This window comes from Pseudomonas sp. NPDC089530, assembly GCF_050280705.1.
Classification (GTDB): Bacteria; Pseudomonadota; Gammaproteobacteria; order Pseudomonadales; family Pseudomonadaceae; genus Aquipseudomonas.
In genome coordinates this window covers 56,347-70,394 of sequence record NZ_JBNNVU010000011.1, presented here as the reverse complement: position 1 = coordinate 70,394, position 14,048 = coordinate 56,347, and the positions used below count along the sequence as shown (strand labels likewise).

Sequence of the window (14,048 nt, the reverse complement as noted above, 5' to 3'; positions counted from 1 at the left end):
GGTTTTCGGCCAGGGGCGAGCAGGTTCTATCCACTTAGTCGGCAATTGCTATCCAGGCAGTTGGCAGTGCTGGACGGTGGCGCAAAACTTGCTCCTGCAGGTCAGTACTTCCAACCAGACGCGCCGTCAGAGCGCGCGAAAATTGCCGTGGGTGCGCCGTGATGAATAGCAAGGCCGATTCGCAGTTTCGCGATATTCGTATCGATCGCTTCGACCTCGAAGGGGCGCGCAGCTGGATGTCGGGCATCTGCGGCCCGCACCGGCTCGAGACCGCGACCCCCGAGCGCATCCGCTTTCACCACAGCGCCAACGTGTTCAAGTCCCGGGCCACGACCCTGGGCACCATCGAGTACGGCACCGACGTCACCATCGACATCGAGGACGCCGAACATTTCAGCAGCTACAGCCTGAGCCTGCCGCTGAGCGGCGACCAGGAACTGAGCAAGGACGGCCGGCTGCTGCGTTCCAACCGCGACCAGGGGGTGATCATCGCGCCCAACGAAAGCCAGATGCTGGCGATCTCCGGCGACTGCCGCAAAATCCAGGTGGTGATTACCCGGGCGGCCATGAGCGAGGCCCTGGAAGCCTTGCTGCAACGCCCGCCCGAGGCGCCGCTGCGCTTCGAGGCGGTGATGGATGCGGTGCAGGGCGCGTCGGCCTCCTGGTGGCGCATGGCGCAGTATTTCATCGGCGAACTGGAGCGCAGCAGCGAGCTGTACGAGCAGCTGGCGTTCACCCGGGACCTGGAAAGCTCGCTGATCAAGGGCCTGATCCTGGCCCAGCCGAACAACTACTCGGCCCAGCTGCGCGAGGTGCTGGAGGTCAAGCTGCCGCACTACCTGCTCCGCGCCCGCCAGCATATCCACGCCAACGCCCGGGAACCCTTGTGCCTGGAGGACCTGGAGGCCGCCGCCGGGGTCTCGCGCTTCAAGCTGTTCGAGGCGTTCAAGAAGTACTTCGCCCTGTCGCCGATGGCCTACCTGAAGAAATACCGGCTCACCGCGGTGCGCCAGGAAATCCTCGAGCACGGCTCGGCGCGGACCATTTCCGAGATCGCCCTGGGCTGGGGCTTCAGCCACCTGGGGCGGTTCTCCGCCGAGTACCGCAAGCTGTTCGGCGAATCGCCCAGCGTCACCTTGCAGCGCCACGACGCGCGGCGCCTGGGCGGCTTCTGATCATTTGCGCGGTACCAGGTCCAGCAGGCCGTCCTGTTCCTTGATTTTCTGCAGGATGATTTCCGAGCGGATATCGGTGACCCCGGACGTGCGGTTCAGGTGATTGACGATGAAATCCGAGAAGTGCTTGAGGTTGCGCGCCTGGACCCGCAGCACGTAGTTGCTGGCGCCGGTGATCACGTAGGCGGTGGCCACTTCCGGCCACTGCTGGACCTTCTTGATAAAGGTCTCGTGCCAGTCCTCCACGTCCTGGCGCAGCGACACGTGGACGATGGCCTCCAGCTCGATCCCCAGGCGCTCGGCGTTGAGCACCGCGCGGTAGCCGCTGATGATGCCTTCGCCCTCCAGCAGGCGCAGGCGGCGCAGGCAGGCCGAGGGCGAGAGGGCGACTTTTTCCGCCAGTTCCTGGTTGCTGATACGGCCGTCCTGTTGCAGGAAGTGCAGGAGGCGCAGGTCTGTGGAGTCGAGAATCATGGTTGGCATTTATCCGCGTTTTTATAGGTTGTAGTCGAATAATCTTCGAGCTTGTGCCGCTCTTGCAACGCATTTTGCACGAAAATTCTCCAGGGCTTCGTTCATTATTTCTTCACCGTGCTGCTGCCGATATCCCCGGCGCAGTCGTACGCCATAGTGAAAACAGGACTTCCCATGACAACAAGAAACCACTGCCTGGCCCTCGACGCCCAGGATCCGCTGGCGCCACTGCGCAACCAGTTCGCCCTGCCCGAAGGGGTGATCTACCTCGACGGCAACTCCCTGGGCGCGCGCCCGGTGGCGGCGCTGCAACGGGCGCAGCAGGTGATCGCCGAGGAGTGGGGCGATGGCCTGATCCGCAGCTGGAACAGCGCCGGCTGGCGCGACCTGCCGCAGCGTCTGGGCGACCGCCTGGCCCGGCTGATCGGTGCCGACGCCAACGAAGTGGTGATCACCGACACCACCTCGATCAACCTGTTCAAGGTGCTTGCCGCAGCCTTGCGCGTGCAGGCGCTACGGGCGCCGCAGCGGCGGGTGATCGTCAGCGAGAGCAGCAACTTTCCCACCGACCTGTACATCGCCGAAGGCCTGAGCGAGATGCTCCAGCAGGGTTATTCCCTGCGCCTGGTGGACAGCCCCGAGGAACTGCCCCAGGCCATCGGCGACGACACCGCGGTGGTCATGCTCACCCACGTCAACTACAAGACCGGCTACATGCACGACATGCCGGCGGTCACCGCGCTGACCCACGAATGCGGCGCGCTGAGCCTGTGGGACCTGGCCCACTCCGCTGGTGCGGTGCCGGTGGACCTGAAGCAGGCCGGCGCCGACTATGCCATCGGTTGCACCTATAAGTACCTCAATGGTGGGCCGGGTTCCCAGGCCTTCGCCTGGGTGTCGCCGCAGCTCTGCGATCTGGTCACGCAGCCCCTGGCCGGCTGGTTCGGCCATGCGCGGCAGTTCGCCATGGAGACGCAATATCAGCCGAGCAGCGGTATCGCCCGCTACCTGTGCGGCACCCAGCCGATCACCTCGCTGGCGATGGTCGAGTGCGGCCTGGAGATCTTCGAGCAGACCGACATGGCCAGCCTGCGGCGCAAGTCCCTGGCCCTGACCGACCTGTTCATCGAGCTGGTGGAGCTGCGCTGCGCCGGTCACGGCCTGAAACTGGTCACCCCGCGTGAACACAACAAGCGCGGCAGCCATGTCAGCTTCGAGCACCCCGAAGGGTATGCGGTGGTCCAGGCCCTGATCGCCCGGGGCGTGATAGGCGATTACCGCGAGCCGCGGATCATGCGCTTCGGCTTTACCCCTCTTTACACAAGCTTCACCGAAGTCTGGGATGCCGTGCAGATCCTCGGCGAAATCCTTGATCAGAAAACCTGGTCCCAAGCGCAGTTCCAGGTGCGCCACAGCGTCACCTGATACCCCTGGCCTCGTAGTCCTGCCGTTGCGATTTTGCGGCGGCAGGGCTTCGGTCGCCTCCAATAAAGCGTTCTGAGAAAACATAATAATAAGGAACACGCAGAATGAAGCCGTCCCTCTGGGCAGCCTTGCCGCTTGCCATCGGTACTTGTCTCGGCCAACAGGCGTACGCCGCCTCCGACAATGGATTCGTCGAAGACAGCAGCCTGACCCTGACCAACCGCAACTTCTATTTCTATCGCAACAACCTCAACAACCCCGGCGCGCAGAATTATCGGAACGAGTGGGCTCATGGCATCCTGCTGGATTACCGATCCGGCTATACCCAGGGAACCGTGGGCTTGGGCATCGACGCCTTCGCGCAAGTGGGGATCAAACTCGACAGCGGCAAGGGGCGCAGCGGTACGGGTCTGTTGCCGCTCGACGCCGACGGTCGCGCCGAGGATGAATATTCCGAAGCGGGTGGCGCGCTCAAGATGCGGATCTCGAAAACCGAACTCAAATACGGCAATTTGACTCCGCTCAACCCGGTGTTCGGCACGGGCAACGCGCGGCTGTTCACCCAGCGGGCCAACGGCTTTCAGCTGACCAGCAGCGAATGGAACGGTCTGCAGCTCGACGCCGGGCACTTCACTTCAGGCAACGACAGTGCATCGACCAATGGCGACGGCGCCCTCAAGGCGTTGTATGCCGGCGTGGAAACCCGCAGCGTCGATTATCTGGGCGGCCTCTATGCCCTGAACGACCAGTTCAGCGTCAGCCTGTACGGCTCGCAGTTCACCGATATCTGGCGGCAGTACTACGCCAATGCCAACTACACCTACCCCGTAAGCGGCAACCAGTCGCTGAACCTCGACTTCAATCTTTACCGCACCCACGACACCGGTCGGAGCCTGGCCGGGGAGATCGACAATACCACCTGGTCGCTGGCCGGCTCCTACAAGGTCGGCGCCCATCGCCTGACCCTGGCTTACCAACGCGTCGATGGCGATGAACCGTTCGACTATCTGGGATTCGACCAGCAGCCGGGCACCTCGATTTTTCTCGCCAACTCCATACAGATCGTCGATTTCAACGCACCCAACGAGCGCTCCTGGCAACTGCGATATGACGTGGACATGGCGCCTTTCGGCGTGCCGGGGCTGAGTTTCATGTCGCGTTATGTCAGCGGCGATCATATCGACGACAGCCACTATGACGGTGGAGCCAATGGCGCCTACGGACGTTACGGCAGCGACGGAAAGCGCTGGGAACGAGACCTTGAAGCGCGCTATGTCGTGCAATCCGGCAAGGCCAAGGATCTGTCGGTGCGGGTGCGCCAGGGCACGCTGCGCTCAACCGGCCAGGTGGCTCGGGCGGATACCACCGACAACAATGAAGTCCGGCTCATCATCGAATATCCGTTGAATATTTTCTGATCCATTCGCTGCCCTGCAGGGCGGCCCCAACGCGTTACCCCAACGATGTGCTCTCTTCAAGAAAGACAATATCCAGAGGACAGAAACATGAACGACAACACCGGCTTCGAAGCCATATCCAAGCGTGAGCATGGCCTCAGGCGCCAGCTCACGGCCGGGCAGATGAGCATGATCGCCATCGGCGGGGCGATCGGCACCGGGCTGTTCATGGGCAGCGCCTACGCCATCGGCTATGCCGGCCCCAGCGTGCTGCTCAGCTACGCCATCGGCGCGCTCATCACCTTGCTGCTGATGGGCTGCCTGGCGGAAATGACCGTGGCCCATTCCACCTCCGGCTCCTTCGGCGCCTACGCCGAGTTCTACATCAGCCCGCTGGCCGGGTTCCTGGTGCGCTACGCCTATTGGGCGGCCATCGTGCTGGCGGTCGGCGCCGAGGTCACGGCCATCGCCATGTACATGAAGTACTGGTTCGCCCACGTGCCGGAATGGGTGTGGATCGTCTCGTTCTCCAGCGTACTGATCCTGCTCAACGCCATCAGCGTGAAAACCTTCGGCAACTTCGAGTACTGGTTCTCGACCATCAAGATCGCCGCCATCGTCGGCTTCATCATCCTCGCGGTGTACGTAGTGTTCGGCTCCGGCAACGCCGCCTACGGCCTGCACCACTACACCGCCGACGGCGGCTTTTTTCCCAACGGCGTGCAGGGCATGTGGATCGCGGTGATCGTCTCGATCTTCAGCTACCTGAGCGTGGAGATGATCGCGGTGGCCGCCGGTGAGGCCGAGGACCCGCAGCGGGCGGTGAAACAGGCCTTTCGCGCGACCATAGTGCGGCTGGTGGTGTTCTACCTGCTGACCCTGGCCCTGATGCTGGCCATCGTGCCCTGGGCCCAGGCCGGCAAGGCCCAGAGCCCGTTCGTCACGGTGATGCAGACCCTGGGCATTCCCGGCGCCACCGGGGTGATGAACTTCGTGATCCTGATCGCCGCCTTGTCGGCCATGAACAGCCAGCTGTACATCACCACGCGCATGATGTTCAGCCTGTCCCGCGCCGGCTATGCACCTAAATCCATGGGCGCCTTGAGCAAGAGCGGCATCCCGCTCAATGCCTTGCTGCTGTCCAGTTCGGGCATCGCCCTGGCGACCCTGGTCAATGTGCTGTACCCGGAAAGCTCGTTCACCCTGATGATGGCGATCTCGATGTTCGGCGCGATCTTCACCTGGTTCATGATCTTCCTCACCCACTACTGCTTCCGCCGTTATCACCAGCGCCATGGCGAGCAGCAACTGGCGTTCCGCATGCGCCTGTTTCCCTGGAGCACGCTGCTGGGGCTGGTGCTGATGGGCGCGGTGATGATCACCACCTACTTTACTGACGCCTTCAAGATGACCCTGGTGTTCGGCGTGCCGTTCCTGGCGATCCTGACCCTGGTGTACTGGCTGTTCTTCAAGAGGTCGCGGACGACGGCGGGCGCGTTGTCCAAGGTCTGATTGCAAACCTGTAGGAGCGAAGCTTGCTCGCGATCCGCGCAGCGGCCATCCACCGCAGCGTTACGACGAACGCTATCGCGAGCCATCGAGCGTCGACCGGCTGCTCCTACCCTTGGCCCAGGGTTTCCAGGAGTGCCCGGGCGTAGGCCGGCAGCTGCTCGAAACTGCGGGCGCAGAGCAGCAGTTGGCGTTGCGCCCAGGGCTCCGTCAGCGGCAGCACGGTGAGCGATGCATCGGGCCCCCGCCGTTGGACGGCGGCCTGTGGCACCACCGCCAGCCCGGCACCCCGGGCGACCATGCGCATCATGCCGTCGAAACCCTCGGCACGGATGCGGATCGGCATCCGCAGCCCCAGGTGCAACGCCTGTTCTTCCAGGTACACCGCCAGGGCGCTGTGGGCGGCGAGGCCGACATAGTCATGCTGCAGGCTGTCGCTGAAACTCACGGCCTGCGCGGCTGCCAGCGGATGCCCGGCGGGCAGGACCAGCACCAGCGGGTCGTGGCGAAACGCCCGGGTCTCCAGGCCCTGGGTGTCCACCGCGTCGGAGACGATCCCCAGGTCCGCCGCGCCCTGGCGCAAGGCGTGGGTGATGCGCAGGCTGGGCAGTTCCTGCAGGTCGATATCGAGGTTGGGGTGGGCGCAGAGAAAGTCCGCCAGCGGCTCCGGCAGGTATTCGCTGAGCGCCGTGGTGTTGCACAGCAGGCGCACCTGGCCTTTGACGCCCCGGGCATATTCCCCCAGGTCCTGGCGCAGGTGTTCGGCCTGTTGCAGCAGGCTGCGCGCATGCTGGGCCAGGGCCTTGCCGGCGGGCGTGGGGCTTACGCCGCGGCGCCCGCGCTCGAGAAACTCGGTGCCCAGGGACGCCTCCATCGCCCGGATCCGCGCACTGGCGGCGGCCAGGGACAGATGGCTGCGGCTGGCGCCGGCGGTGATATTGCCGGCGTCGAGGATGTTCAGGTACAGGCGCAGGTCGGTCAGGTCGAAGTGCATGAGAGGGTCCTTGATAGCGCCGCGTTGCGGCTATCGCGGGCAAGCCTCGCTCCTACAGAAGAACGCGCTCCACGTAGGAGCGAGGCTTGCCCGCGAAAGGGTTGCTACAGCCGCTGAAAATCCAGAGCCTCTGTCCAGGCAAGAGGCTGCCTCAGTATATGGCAGATTTTCACCCCGCCAGCGCCGGCGCAGGATAGCGCCATGAATACCTCTATCGCGTTTTACCAGAACCTCGGCTGGCTCCTGTCCCTGCTGGTGATCGGCACCTTCGTCCTGGCCGGCATGGTCAAGGGTGTGATCGGCCTCGGCCTGCCGACCGTCGCCATGGGCCTGCTCGGCCTGGCTATGGCACCGACGCAGGCTGCGGCCTTGCTGATCGTTCCTGCGACCCTGACCAATGTCTGGCAACTGGCGTTCGGCGGGCATCTGCCGGGGTTGCTCCGGCGCTTGTGGCCGATGCTGCTGGCGATCGCTATCGGCACCGGGCTGGGCAGCCTGTGGCTGGGTATCGACGGCGGGCGCTGGGTGGTGCGGGCGTTGGGGGCGGCGCTGTTGCTCTATGCCCTGAGCGGGTTGCTATTGCCGACCCTGCGGTTGCCGCCACGGGTGGAGCGCTGGCTGGGTCCGGCCTGCGGCCTGGTGACGGGGGTGATCACTTCGGCCACCGGGGTGTTCGTGATTCCGGCGGTGCCTTATCTGCAGGCGTTGGGTTTGCACAGGGACCAACTGGTGCAGGCGCTGGGGCTGGCGTTCACCGTCTCCACCCTGGCCCTGGCGGCCGGCCTGTACGGGCGCGGCGCCCTGGGCGGCGGCGAACTCGGTGCTTCGTTGCTGGCGCTGCTGCCTGCGTTGCTCGGCATGTGGCTGGGCCAGGCATTGCGCCAGCGCATCAGCGCCGTGTTGTTCAAGCGGGTGTTCTTCAGCGGCCTGGGGCTGCTGGGCGGCCACTTGCTGATCAGCGATTAGCAGAGGACAGGCTGAGCATATCGATGCGGCGGATATCGAAGTCGCGCTCCAGGTAGTCCATGCGCTTGTCGAAGAAGGCCTTCATGTGCGGCAGGTTGGAGTGCACGTCCAGGTGCGCCTGGGATTCCCAGATCTCATAGAAGATGAACAGGCTCGGGTCCTGCTGGTCGCGCAGCATGTGGTATTCGATGCAGCCGGGTTCGGCGCGGCTGGGCTCGACATAGGCGCGAAACAGCGTCTCGAAGGCGTCGGACATTTCCGGGCGGGTCTTGGCGTGAAGGATAAAACCGTGCTGTTCGGACATGGTGCGGTTCCAGAGCGATTGAGAGTGAAAAAATTCTATGGCACGAATCCGCCTTCCATTCGTGCTTTTCGATCAAATGTTTTTTGCCCGAACCGCGCTTATTCATATCGTCTCCCATCGATATTCTCCGCCCCATCGTTTTCAACTTTCTCGACCCGGACCTGCTCGCAGCGCCCAAGGGTCGTTCCTGATGAGGCTGGACCCATGAAAAAAGTACTGTTGCTCAACGGTGGCAAGAAGTTCGCCCACTCCGACGGCCGCTACAACGCGACCCTGCATGAAACCGCGGTGGCGGTGCTGGACCGCGGCGGCGTCGACGTGAAAGTCACCCATATCGACGAGGGCTACGACATCCGGGAAGAAGTGGCCAAGTTCCTCTGGGCCGACGTGATCGTCTACCAGATGCCGGGCTGGTGGATGGGCGCGCCCTGGACCGTGAAGAAATACATCGACGAAGTCTTCACCGAAGGCCACGGCAGCCTTTACGCCAGCGACGGCCGCACCCGTTCCGACGCCTCGCAGAAGTACGGCAGCGGCGGCCTGATCCACGACAAGCAGTACATGCTGTCGCTGACCTGGAACGCGCCGCAGCAAGCCTTCGACGACCCGACCGACTTCTTCGAGGCCAAGGGCGTGGACGCGGTGTACTTCCCGTTCCACAAGGCCAACCAGTTCCTCGGCATGCGCGGGTTGCCGACCTTCCTCTGCGTCGACGTGATGAAGCGCCCGAATATCGAGAACGACGTGAAGCGTTACGAAGAACACCTCAAGGCGGTGTTCAACCTCCCGGCGTAAATCCGGCTACTATCGGTTTTCGCGCCGCACGCCCGATGTGCCCCCTTCGGTGGCGATCGCAGCCTGCGGCAGCGGCTACAGGGCATGGCCAGCCAATCGAGACAGAGGACATACGTGAAAGCCAGATCCGACGAACTGCAGATCTTCGTCTGCGTCATCGAGTGCGGTTCGATCTCCGCGGCGGCCGAGCAGGTGGGGCAGACGCCGTCGGCGGTCAGCCGCACCCTGTCGCGCCTGGAGGCCAAGCTCGAGACCACGCTGATCAACCGCACCACGCGGCGCATGGATCTGACGGAGGAGGGCAAGTACTTCTTCGAGCAGGCCAAGCTGATCCTCGATCAGATGGACGAACTCGAAGAGCGCCTGTCGTCCCGCCAGCAGACCCCGTCCGGGCGCCTGCGGATCAACGCCGCCGGGCCCTTCATGCTGCACGCCATCGTGCCCTACGTCGCCGAGTTCCGGCGCCTGTACCCGGACATCCAGCTGGAGCTCAACAGCAACGACCTGATCATCGACCTGCTGGAGCAGAGCACCGATATCGCGATCCGCATCGGCACCCTGGCGGACTCCACGCTGCATGCGCGTTTCCTGGGTTGCAGCCCGCTGCATATCCTCGCCAGCCCCGCGTACCTGGAACGACAGGGCACGCCGGCCACGGTGGAAGAACTCAGCGAACACACCCTGCTCGGTTTCACCCAGACCGAAAGCCTCAACCACTGGCCGCTGCGCCACGTGCACGGCGACCGCTGGCAGATCCAGCCGGGCATCGGCGCCTCCAGCGGCGAAACCCTGCGCCACCTGGCGCTGGCGGGGCAGGGCATCGCCTGCCTGTCGCACTTCATGACCATCGACGACATCCGCGCCGGACGTCTCACCCCAATCCTCGCCCCGTTCAACAGCGGCTATCGCCAGCCGATCAACGCCGTGTACTACCGCAACTCGCAGCTGGCGCTGCGCATCCAGTGCTTCCTCGACTTTATCCAGGGCAAGCTGGCCGACTACGCCAACCCGCTGTTCAGCGTCTGATCCCGCCCCTGATGCCTGATCCTGCAAGGGGCGGCGGTTGGCCGCCGGGATCTGGCTTTGGGCGATGAAAATACCTCCCGTCGATTTTCATTATTCGCGACACGACATATCCGTCCGCGACAAAGCATGTCTCTTCACGAAAATTACTTTCATGCGGTTTGAAACCTAGGTCATTAAATGATTAATGAGTTTCACAACCATTCGACGTGACCCTTGTTCGAGGAGTACCGCATGACACCTGTATCGGGCTACTGGTTGCTGGGCTATGCCGCCATCGCCATCATTGCGCTGATCGTCCTGATCGCGCGTTATCGGATCAATCCGTTCATTGTCATCACCCTGGTCTCGGTGGGCCTGGCGCTGATGGCCGGGATGCCGCCGTCCGGCGTGGTGGGGGCCTACGAGGCGGGTGTCGGCAAGACCCTCGGGCATATCGCCCTGGTGGTGGCCCTGGGCACCATGCTCGGCAAGATGATGGCCGAGTCCGGCGGCGCGGAGCAGGTGGCGCGGACCCTGATCGAGCGTTTCGGCGAGCGCAACGCGCACTGGGCGATGGTCTGCATCGCCTTCCTGGTGGGCCTGCCGCTGTTCTTCGAAGTCGGCTTCGTGCTGCTGGTGCCGATCGCCTTCACTGTGGCGCGGCGGGTCGGCGTGTCGATCCTGATGGTCGGCCTGCCGATGGTCGCCGGCCTCTCGGTGGTGCATGCCCTGGTGCCGCCGCACCCGGCGGCGATGCTGGCGGTGCAGGCCTATCAGGCGTCGGTGGGGCAGACCCTGCTGTACGCGATCCTGATTGGCATTCCCACGGCCATCATCGCCGGTCCCCTGTACACCAAGTTCATCGTGCCGCGCATCCAGCTGCCCGCGGAAAACCCGCTGGCGCGCCAGTTCCTCGACCGTGAGCCGCGCACCCGCCTGCCCAGTTTTTCGATCACCATGGCCACCATCCTGTTGCCGGTGGTGCTGATGCTGATCGGCGGCTGGGCCAACCTGATTTCCACCCCGGGCAGCGGCCTCAACCAGTTCCTGCTGTTTATCGGCAACTCGGTGATCGCCCTGTTGCTGGCGACCCTGCTGAGCTTCTGGACCCTGGGCCTGGCCCAGGGCTTCAACCGCGAGTCGATCCTCAAGTTCACCAACGAATGCCTGGCACCGACCGCCAGCATCACCCTGCTGGTGGGCGCCGGCGGAGGTTTGAACCGGATCCTGGTGGACGCCGGGGTCACCGACCAGATTGTCGGCCTGGCCCATGAATTCCAGCTGTCGCCACTGCTGATGGGCTGGCTGTTCGCCGCGCTGATGCGCATCGCCACCGGCTCGGCCACCGTGGCCATGACCACCGCTTCGGGGGTGGTGGCGCCGGTGGCCATCGGCTTGGGTTATCCCCACCCGGAACTGCTGGTGCTGGCCACCGGCGCCGGCTCGGTGATCTTTTCCCACGTCAACGACGGCGGCTTCTGGCTGATCAAGGAATACTTCAATATGACCGTGACCCAGACCTTCAAGACCTGGACGGTGCTGGAGACCCTGATCTCGGTGGTCGCCTTCGCCCTGACCCTCGGTTTTGCCCAATTGCTTTGAGCCCAGGTGCCACCCATGGACATCCTCTACCAGATTCGCTCCCGCCAGGATTCCTTCAGCGCCGGCGAAAGCCGCATCGCCCGGCTGATGCTGGACGATGTGGGGTTCGCCGCCTCGGCCAGCCTGGAAGACCTGGCGCAGCAGGCGGAAGTCAGCGCTGCCACCCTGTCGCGTTTCGCCCGCAGCGTGGGCTGCCGCGACCTGCGCGATCTGCGCCTGCAACTGGCCCAGGCCAGCGGGGTCGGCAGCCGCTTTCTCGACCCGGCGGGCACTCCGGAGCAGTCGGGCTTCTACCGGCAGATCGTCGGCGATATCGAGTCGACCCTGCATCGGCACCTGGCGGGCTTCGACGAGGCGCGCTTTCGTGACGCGGTGCGCTTGCTGGGCAAGGCACAGATGATCCACGCCTTCGGCATGGGCGGCTGCTCCACCCTGTGCAGCGACGAATTGCAGGTGCGCCTGGTGCGCCTCGGCTACCCCATCGCCGCCTGCCACGACCCGGTGATGATGCGGGTGACCGCTGCGGCTTTGGGCCCGCAACACGCGCTGATCGCCTGCTCCCTGACCGGCATCACCCCGGAGTTGCTGGAGACCGTCGAACTGGCCCGCAGCTACGGCGCCAGCGTGCTCGCCATCACCCTGGCCGACTCGCCGCTGGCGCAACTGGCGGACGTGGTGCTGCCGCTGAGCAGCGCCGAGACCTCTTTCATCTACAAACCCACGGCCGCGCGCTACGGCATGCTGCTGGCCATCGACGTCCTGGCCACCGAGCTGGCGCTGGCCCTGCCCGAAGACAACCAGGAACGCTTGCGCCGGATCAAACTGGCCCTGGACGATTACCGCGGCGGCGACGATTGCCTGCCGCTGGGAGACTGACATGATCTACGACACCCTGATCCGCAACGCCCTGGTGATCGACGGCCGCGACACCCCGGGCTACCCCGCCGACGTGGCGCTGCTCGACGGGCGCATCGCTCATATCGGCGATCTCCAATGGGCGCAGGGCACGGAGGAAATCGACGCCGCCGGGCGAGTGCTGGCGCCGGGTTTCATCGATGTGCACACCCACGACGACACCGTGGTGATCCGCCAGCCGCAGATGCTGCCCAAGCTCAGCCAGGGCGTGACCACGGTGATAGTCGGTAACTGCGGCATCAGTGCGTCGCCGGTGAGTTTGCGCGGTGACCCGCCGGACCCGATGAACCTGCTGGGCAGCCAGGCGGCCTTCGTCTACCCGCGTTTTCGCGACTACCGCGACGCGGTGGACGCCGCGCAACCGGCGGTCAATGTGGCGGCGCTGATCGGCCACACGGCGCTGCGCAGCAACCACCTGGACGACCTGTATCGCACCGCCACGGCGGCGGAAATCGGCGCCATGCGCGAACAGTTGCGCGCCAGCCTGGAAGACGGTGCTTTGGGTTTATCCACCGGCCTGGCCTACGCCAGCGCCTTCTCGGCCGAGACCGACGAGGTGCTGCAACTGGCCGAGGAACTGACGGCCTTCGGCGCGGTGTACACCACCCACCTGCGCAGTGAATTCGAACCGGTGCTGGAGGCCATGGACGAGGCGTTCCAGATCGGCCGCCACGCCAGGGCGCCGGTGATCGTTTCCCATCTCAAATGCGCGGGCGCCGGCAACTGGGGCCGCAGCCCGCAGTTGCTGGCGTCCCTGGAACAGGCGGCGCAGGACCATCCGGTGGGCTGCGACTGCTACCCCTATGCGGCCAGTTCCTCGACCCTCGACCTCAAGCAGGTCACCGATGCCTTTCGCATCACCATCACCTGGTCCACGCCGCACCCGGAGCAGGGCGGCCGCGACCTGCAGGACATCGCCGCCGAGTGGGGCATCAGCCTGCTGGACGCGGCGCGCCGCTTGCAGCCAGCAGGCGCGGTGTACTACGGCATGGACGAGGCCGATGTGCGGCGCATTCTGACCCACCCGCTGTCGATGATCGGCTCCGACGGCCTGCCGGAAGACCCGTTCCCCCATCCGCGTTTGTGGGGCGCTTTTCCGCGGGTGCTCGGGCACTTCAGCCGCGACCTCGGTCTGTTCCCGCTGCACACCGCCGTGCACAAGATGACCGGCCTGTCGGCAGCGCGTTTCGGCCTCAGGCAGCGCGGAGAAATCCGCGAAGGGCACTGGGCCGACCTGGTGCTGTTCGACCCGGCGCGGGTCCGCGATGTGGCGGATTTCAAGAGTCCGCAACAGGCTGCCGAAGGCATCGAGGGGGTGTGGGTCAACGGTGTGCGCAGCTATGCCGAAGGCCAGGCCAACGGCCGTCGGGAAGGGCGCTTCCTGGCGCGGGAAGGGGATTTGCGCGAAGGCTTCAACGGCTGAATTGCCGAGTCCGTCACAGTGATGGCGTGGTGACATTAAAGAAAGGGGGCGCCGCGCCGAAGCG

General features: G+C 64.6%; 13 protein-coding genes. 10 read left to right on the top strand and 3 right to left on the bottom strand.

The genetic code is table 11. The features are described from left to right. Window positions 1–161: 161 nt before the first annotated feature. Window positions 162–1,175, top strand: coding sequence for an AraC family transcriptional regulator (locus tag ACQKQA_RS06930; protein ID WP_427554846.1), 1,014 nt, complete (start codon window positions 162–164; stop codon window positions 1,173–1,175). Here ACQKQA_RS06930 and ACQKQA_RS06925 read toward each other — a convergent pair whose 3' ends face one another. Further along, a complete protein-coding gene (locus tag ACQKQA_RS06925; RefSeq protein ID WP_427554907.1) occupies window positions 1,176–1,649 on the bottom strand; it encodes an Lrp/AsnC family transcriptional regulator in 474 nt (157 codons plus the stop codon). It abuts the gene before it with no gap. Window positions 1,650–1,823: 174 nt separating this feature from the next. Here ACQKQA_RS06925 and kynU point away from each other — a divergent pair, with 174 nt between their 5' ends. The 3 genes from kynU (at window position 1,824) to ACQKQA_RS06910 (ending at window position 5,983) form a co-directional block, all read left to right on the top strand. Then, a complete protein-coding gene (kynU, locus tag ACQKQA_RS06920) occupies window positions 1,824–3,074 on the top strand; it encodes a kynureninase (RefSeq protein ID WP_427554844.1) in 1,251 nt (416 codons plus the stop codon). A 104-nt stretch (window positions 3,075–3,178) separates the two neighbouring features. Then, window positions 3,179–4,492 carry an OprD family porin gene (locus tag ACQKQA_RS06915; RefSeq protein WP_427554842.1) on the top strand — a complete coding sequence of 438 codons (1,314 nt, stop codon included), beginning with the start codon at window positions 3,179–3,181 and terminating at the stop codon, window positions 4,490–4,492. A gap of 87 nt (window positions 4,493–4,579) precedes the next feature. Continuing rightward, a complete protein-coding gene (locus ACQKQA_RS06910) occupies window positions 4,580–5,983 on the top strand; it encodes an amino acid permease (RefSeq protein ID WP_427554840.1) in 1,404 nt (467 codons plus the stop codon). A gap of 106 nt (window positions 5,984–6,089) precedes the next feature. On the opposite strand, the gene ACQKQA_RS06905 is transcribed toward ACQKQA_RS06910, so the two are convergent. Further along, window positions 6,090–6,974 carry a LysR family transcriptional regulator gene (locus tag ACQKQA_RS06905; protein WP_427554838.1) on the bottom strand — a complete coding sequence of 295 codons (885 nt, stop codon included), beginning with the start codon at window positions 6,972–6,974 and terminating at the stop codon, window positions 6,090–6,092. 201 nt (window positions 6,975–7,175) lie between these two features. On the opposite strand from ACQKQA_RS06905, the gene ACQKQA_RS06900 reads away from it, so the two are divergent. Then, complete coding sequence (locus ACQKQA_RS06900) at window positions 7,176–7,940, top strand: sulfite exporter TauE/SafE family protein (RefSeq protein ID WP_427554836.1); 765 nt, start codon at window positions 7,176–7,178, stop codon at window positions 7,938–7,940. On the opposite strand, the gene ACQKQA_RS06895 is transcribed toward ACQKQA_RS06900, so the two are convergent. Beyond that, on the bottom strand, window positions 7,930–8,244 hold the full coding sequence (locus ACQKQA_RS06895; RefSeq protein ID WP_427554834.1) for a putative quinol monooxygenase: 315 nt from the start codon (window positions 8,242–8,244) through the stop codon (window positions 7,930–7,932). The genes ACQKQA_RS06900 and ACQKQA_RS06895 overlap by 11 nt on opposite strands. Window positions 8,245–8,448: 204 nt before the next feature. Here ACQKQA_RS06895 and ACQKQA_RS06890 point away from each other — a divergent pair, with 204 nt between their 5' ends. The 5 genes from ACQKQA_RS06890 (at window position 8,449) to ACQKQA_RS06870 (ending at window position 13,984) form a co-directional block, all read left to right on the top strand. After that, entirely contained in the window at window positions 8,449–9,039 is a 591-nt protein-coding gene (locus ACQKQA_RS06890) for an NAD(P)H-dependent oxidoreductase (RefSeq protein ID WP_427554832.1), read from the top strand. A 114-nt stretch (window positions 9,040–9,153) separates the two neighbouring features. Further along, entirely contained in the window at window positions 9,154–10,065 is a 912-nt protein-coding gene (locus tag ACQKQA_RS06885; RefSeq protein ID WP_427554830.1) for a LysR substrate-binding domain-containing protein, read from the top strand. A gap of 231 nt (window positions 10,066–10,296) precedes the next feature. Next, complete coding sequence (locus tag ACQKQA_RS06880; protein WP_427554828.1) at window positions 10,297–11,646, top strand: gluconate:H+ symporter; 1,350 nt, start codon at window positions 10,297–10,299, stop codon at window positions 11,644–11,646. Window positions 11,647–11,661: 15 nt separating this feature from the next. Next, window positions 11,662–12,522 (top strand): MurR/RpiR family transcriptional regulator, encoded by an 861-nt coding sequence (locus ACQKQA_RS06875; protein ID WP_427554826.1) that lies wholly within the window; start codon window positions 11,662–11,664, stop codon window positions 12,520–12,522. A gap of 1 nt (window position 12,523) precedes the next feature. Next, on the top strand, window positions 12,524–13,984 hold the full coding sequence (locus tag ACQKQA_RS06870) for an N-acyl-D-amino-acid deacylase family protein (protein ID WP_427554824.1): 1,461 nt from the start codon (window positions 12,524–12,526) through the stop codon (window positions 13,982–13,984). The last annotated feature ends 64 nt before the right edge of the window (window positions 13,985–14,048 follow it).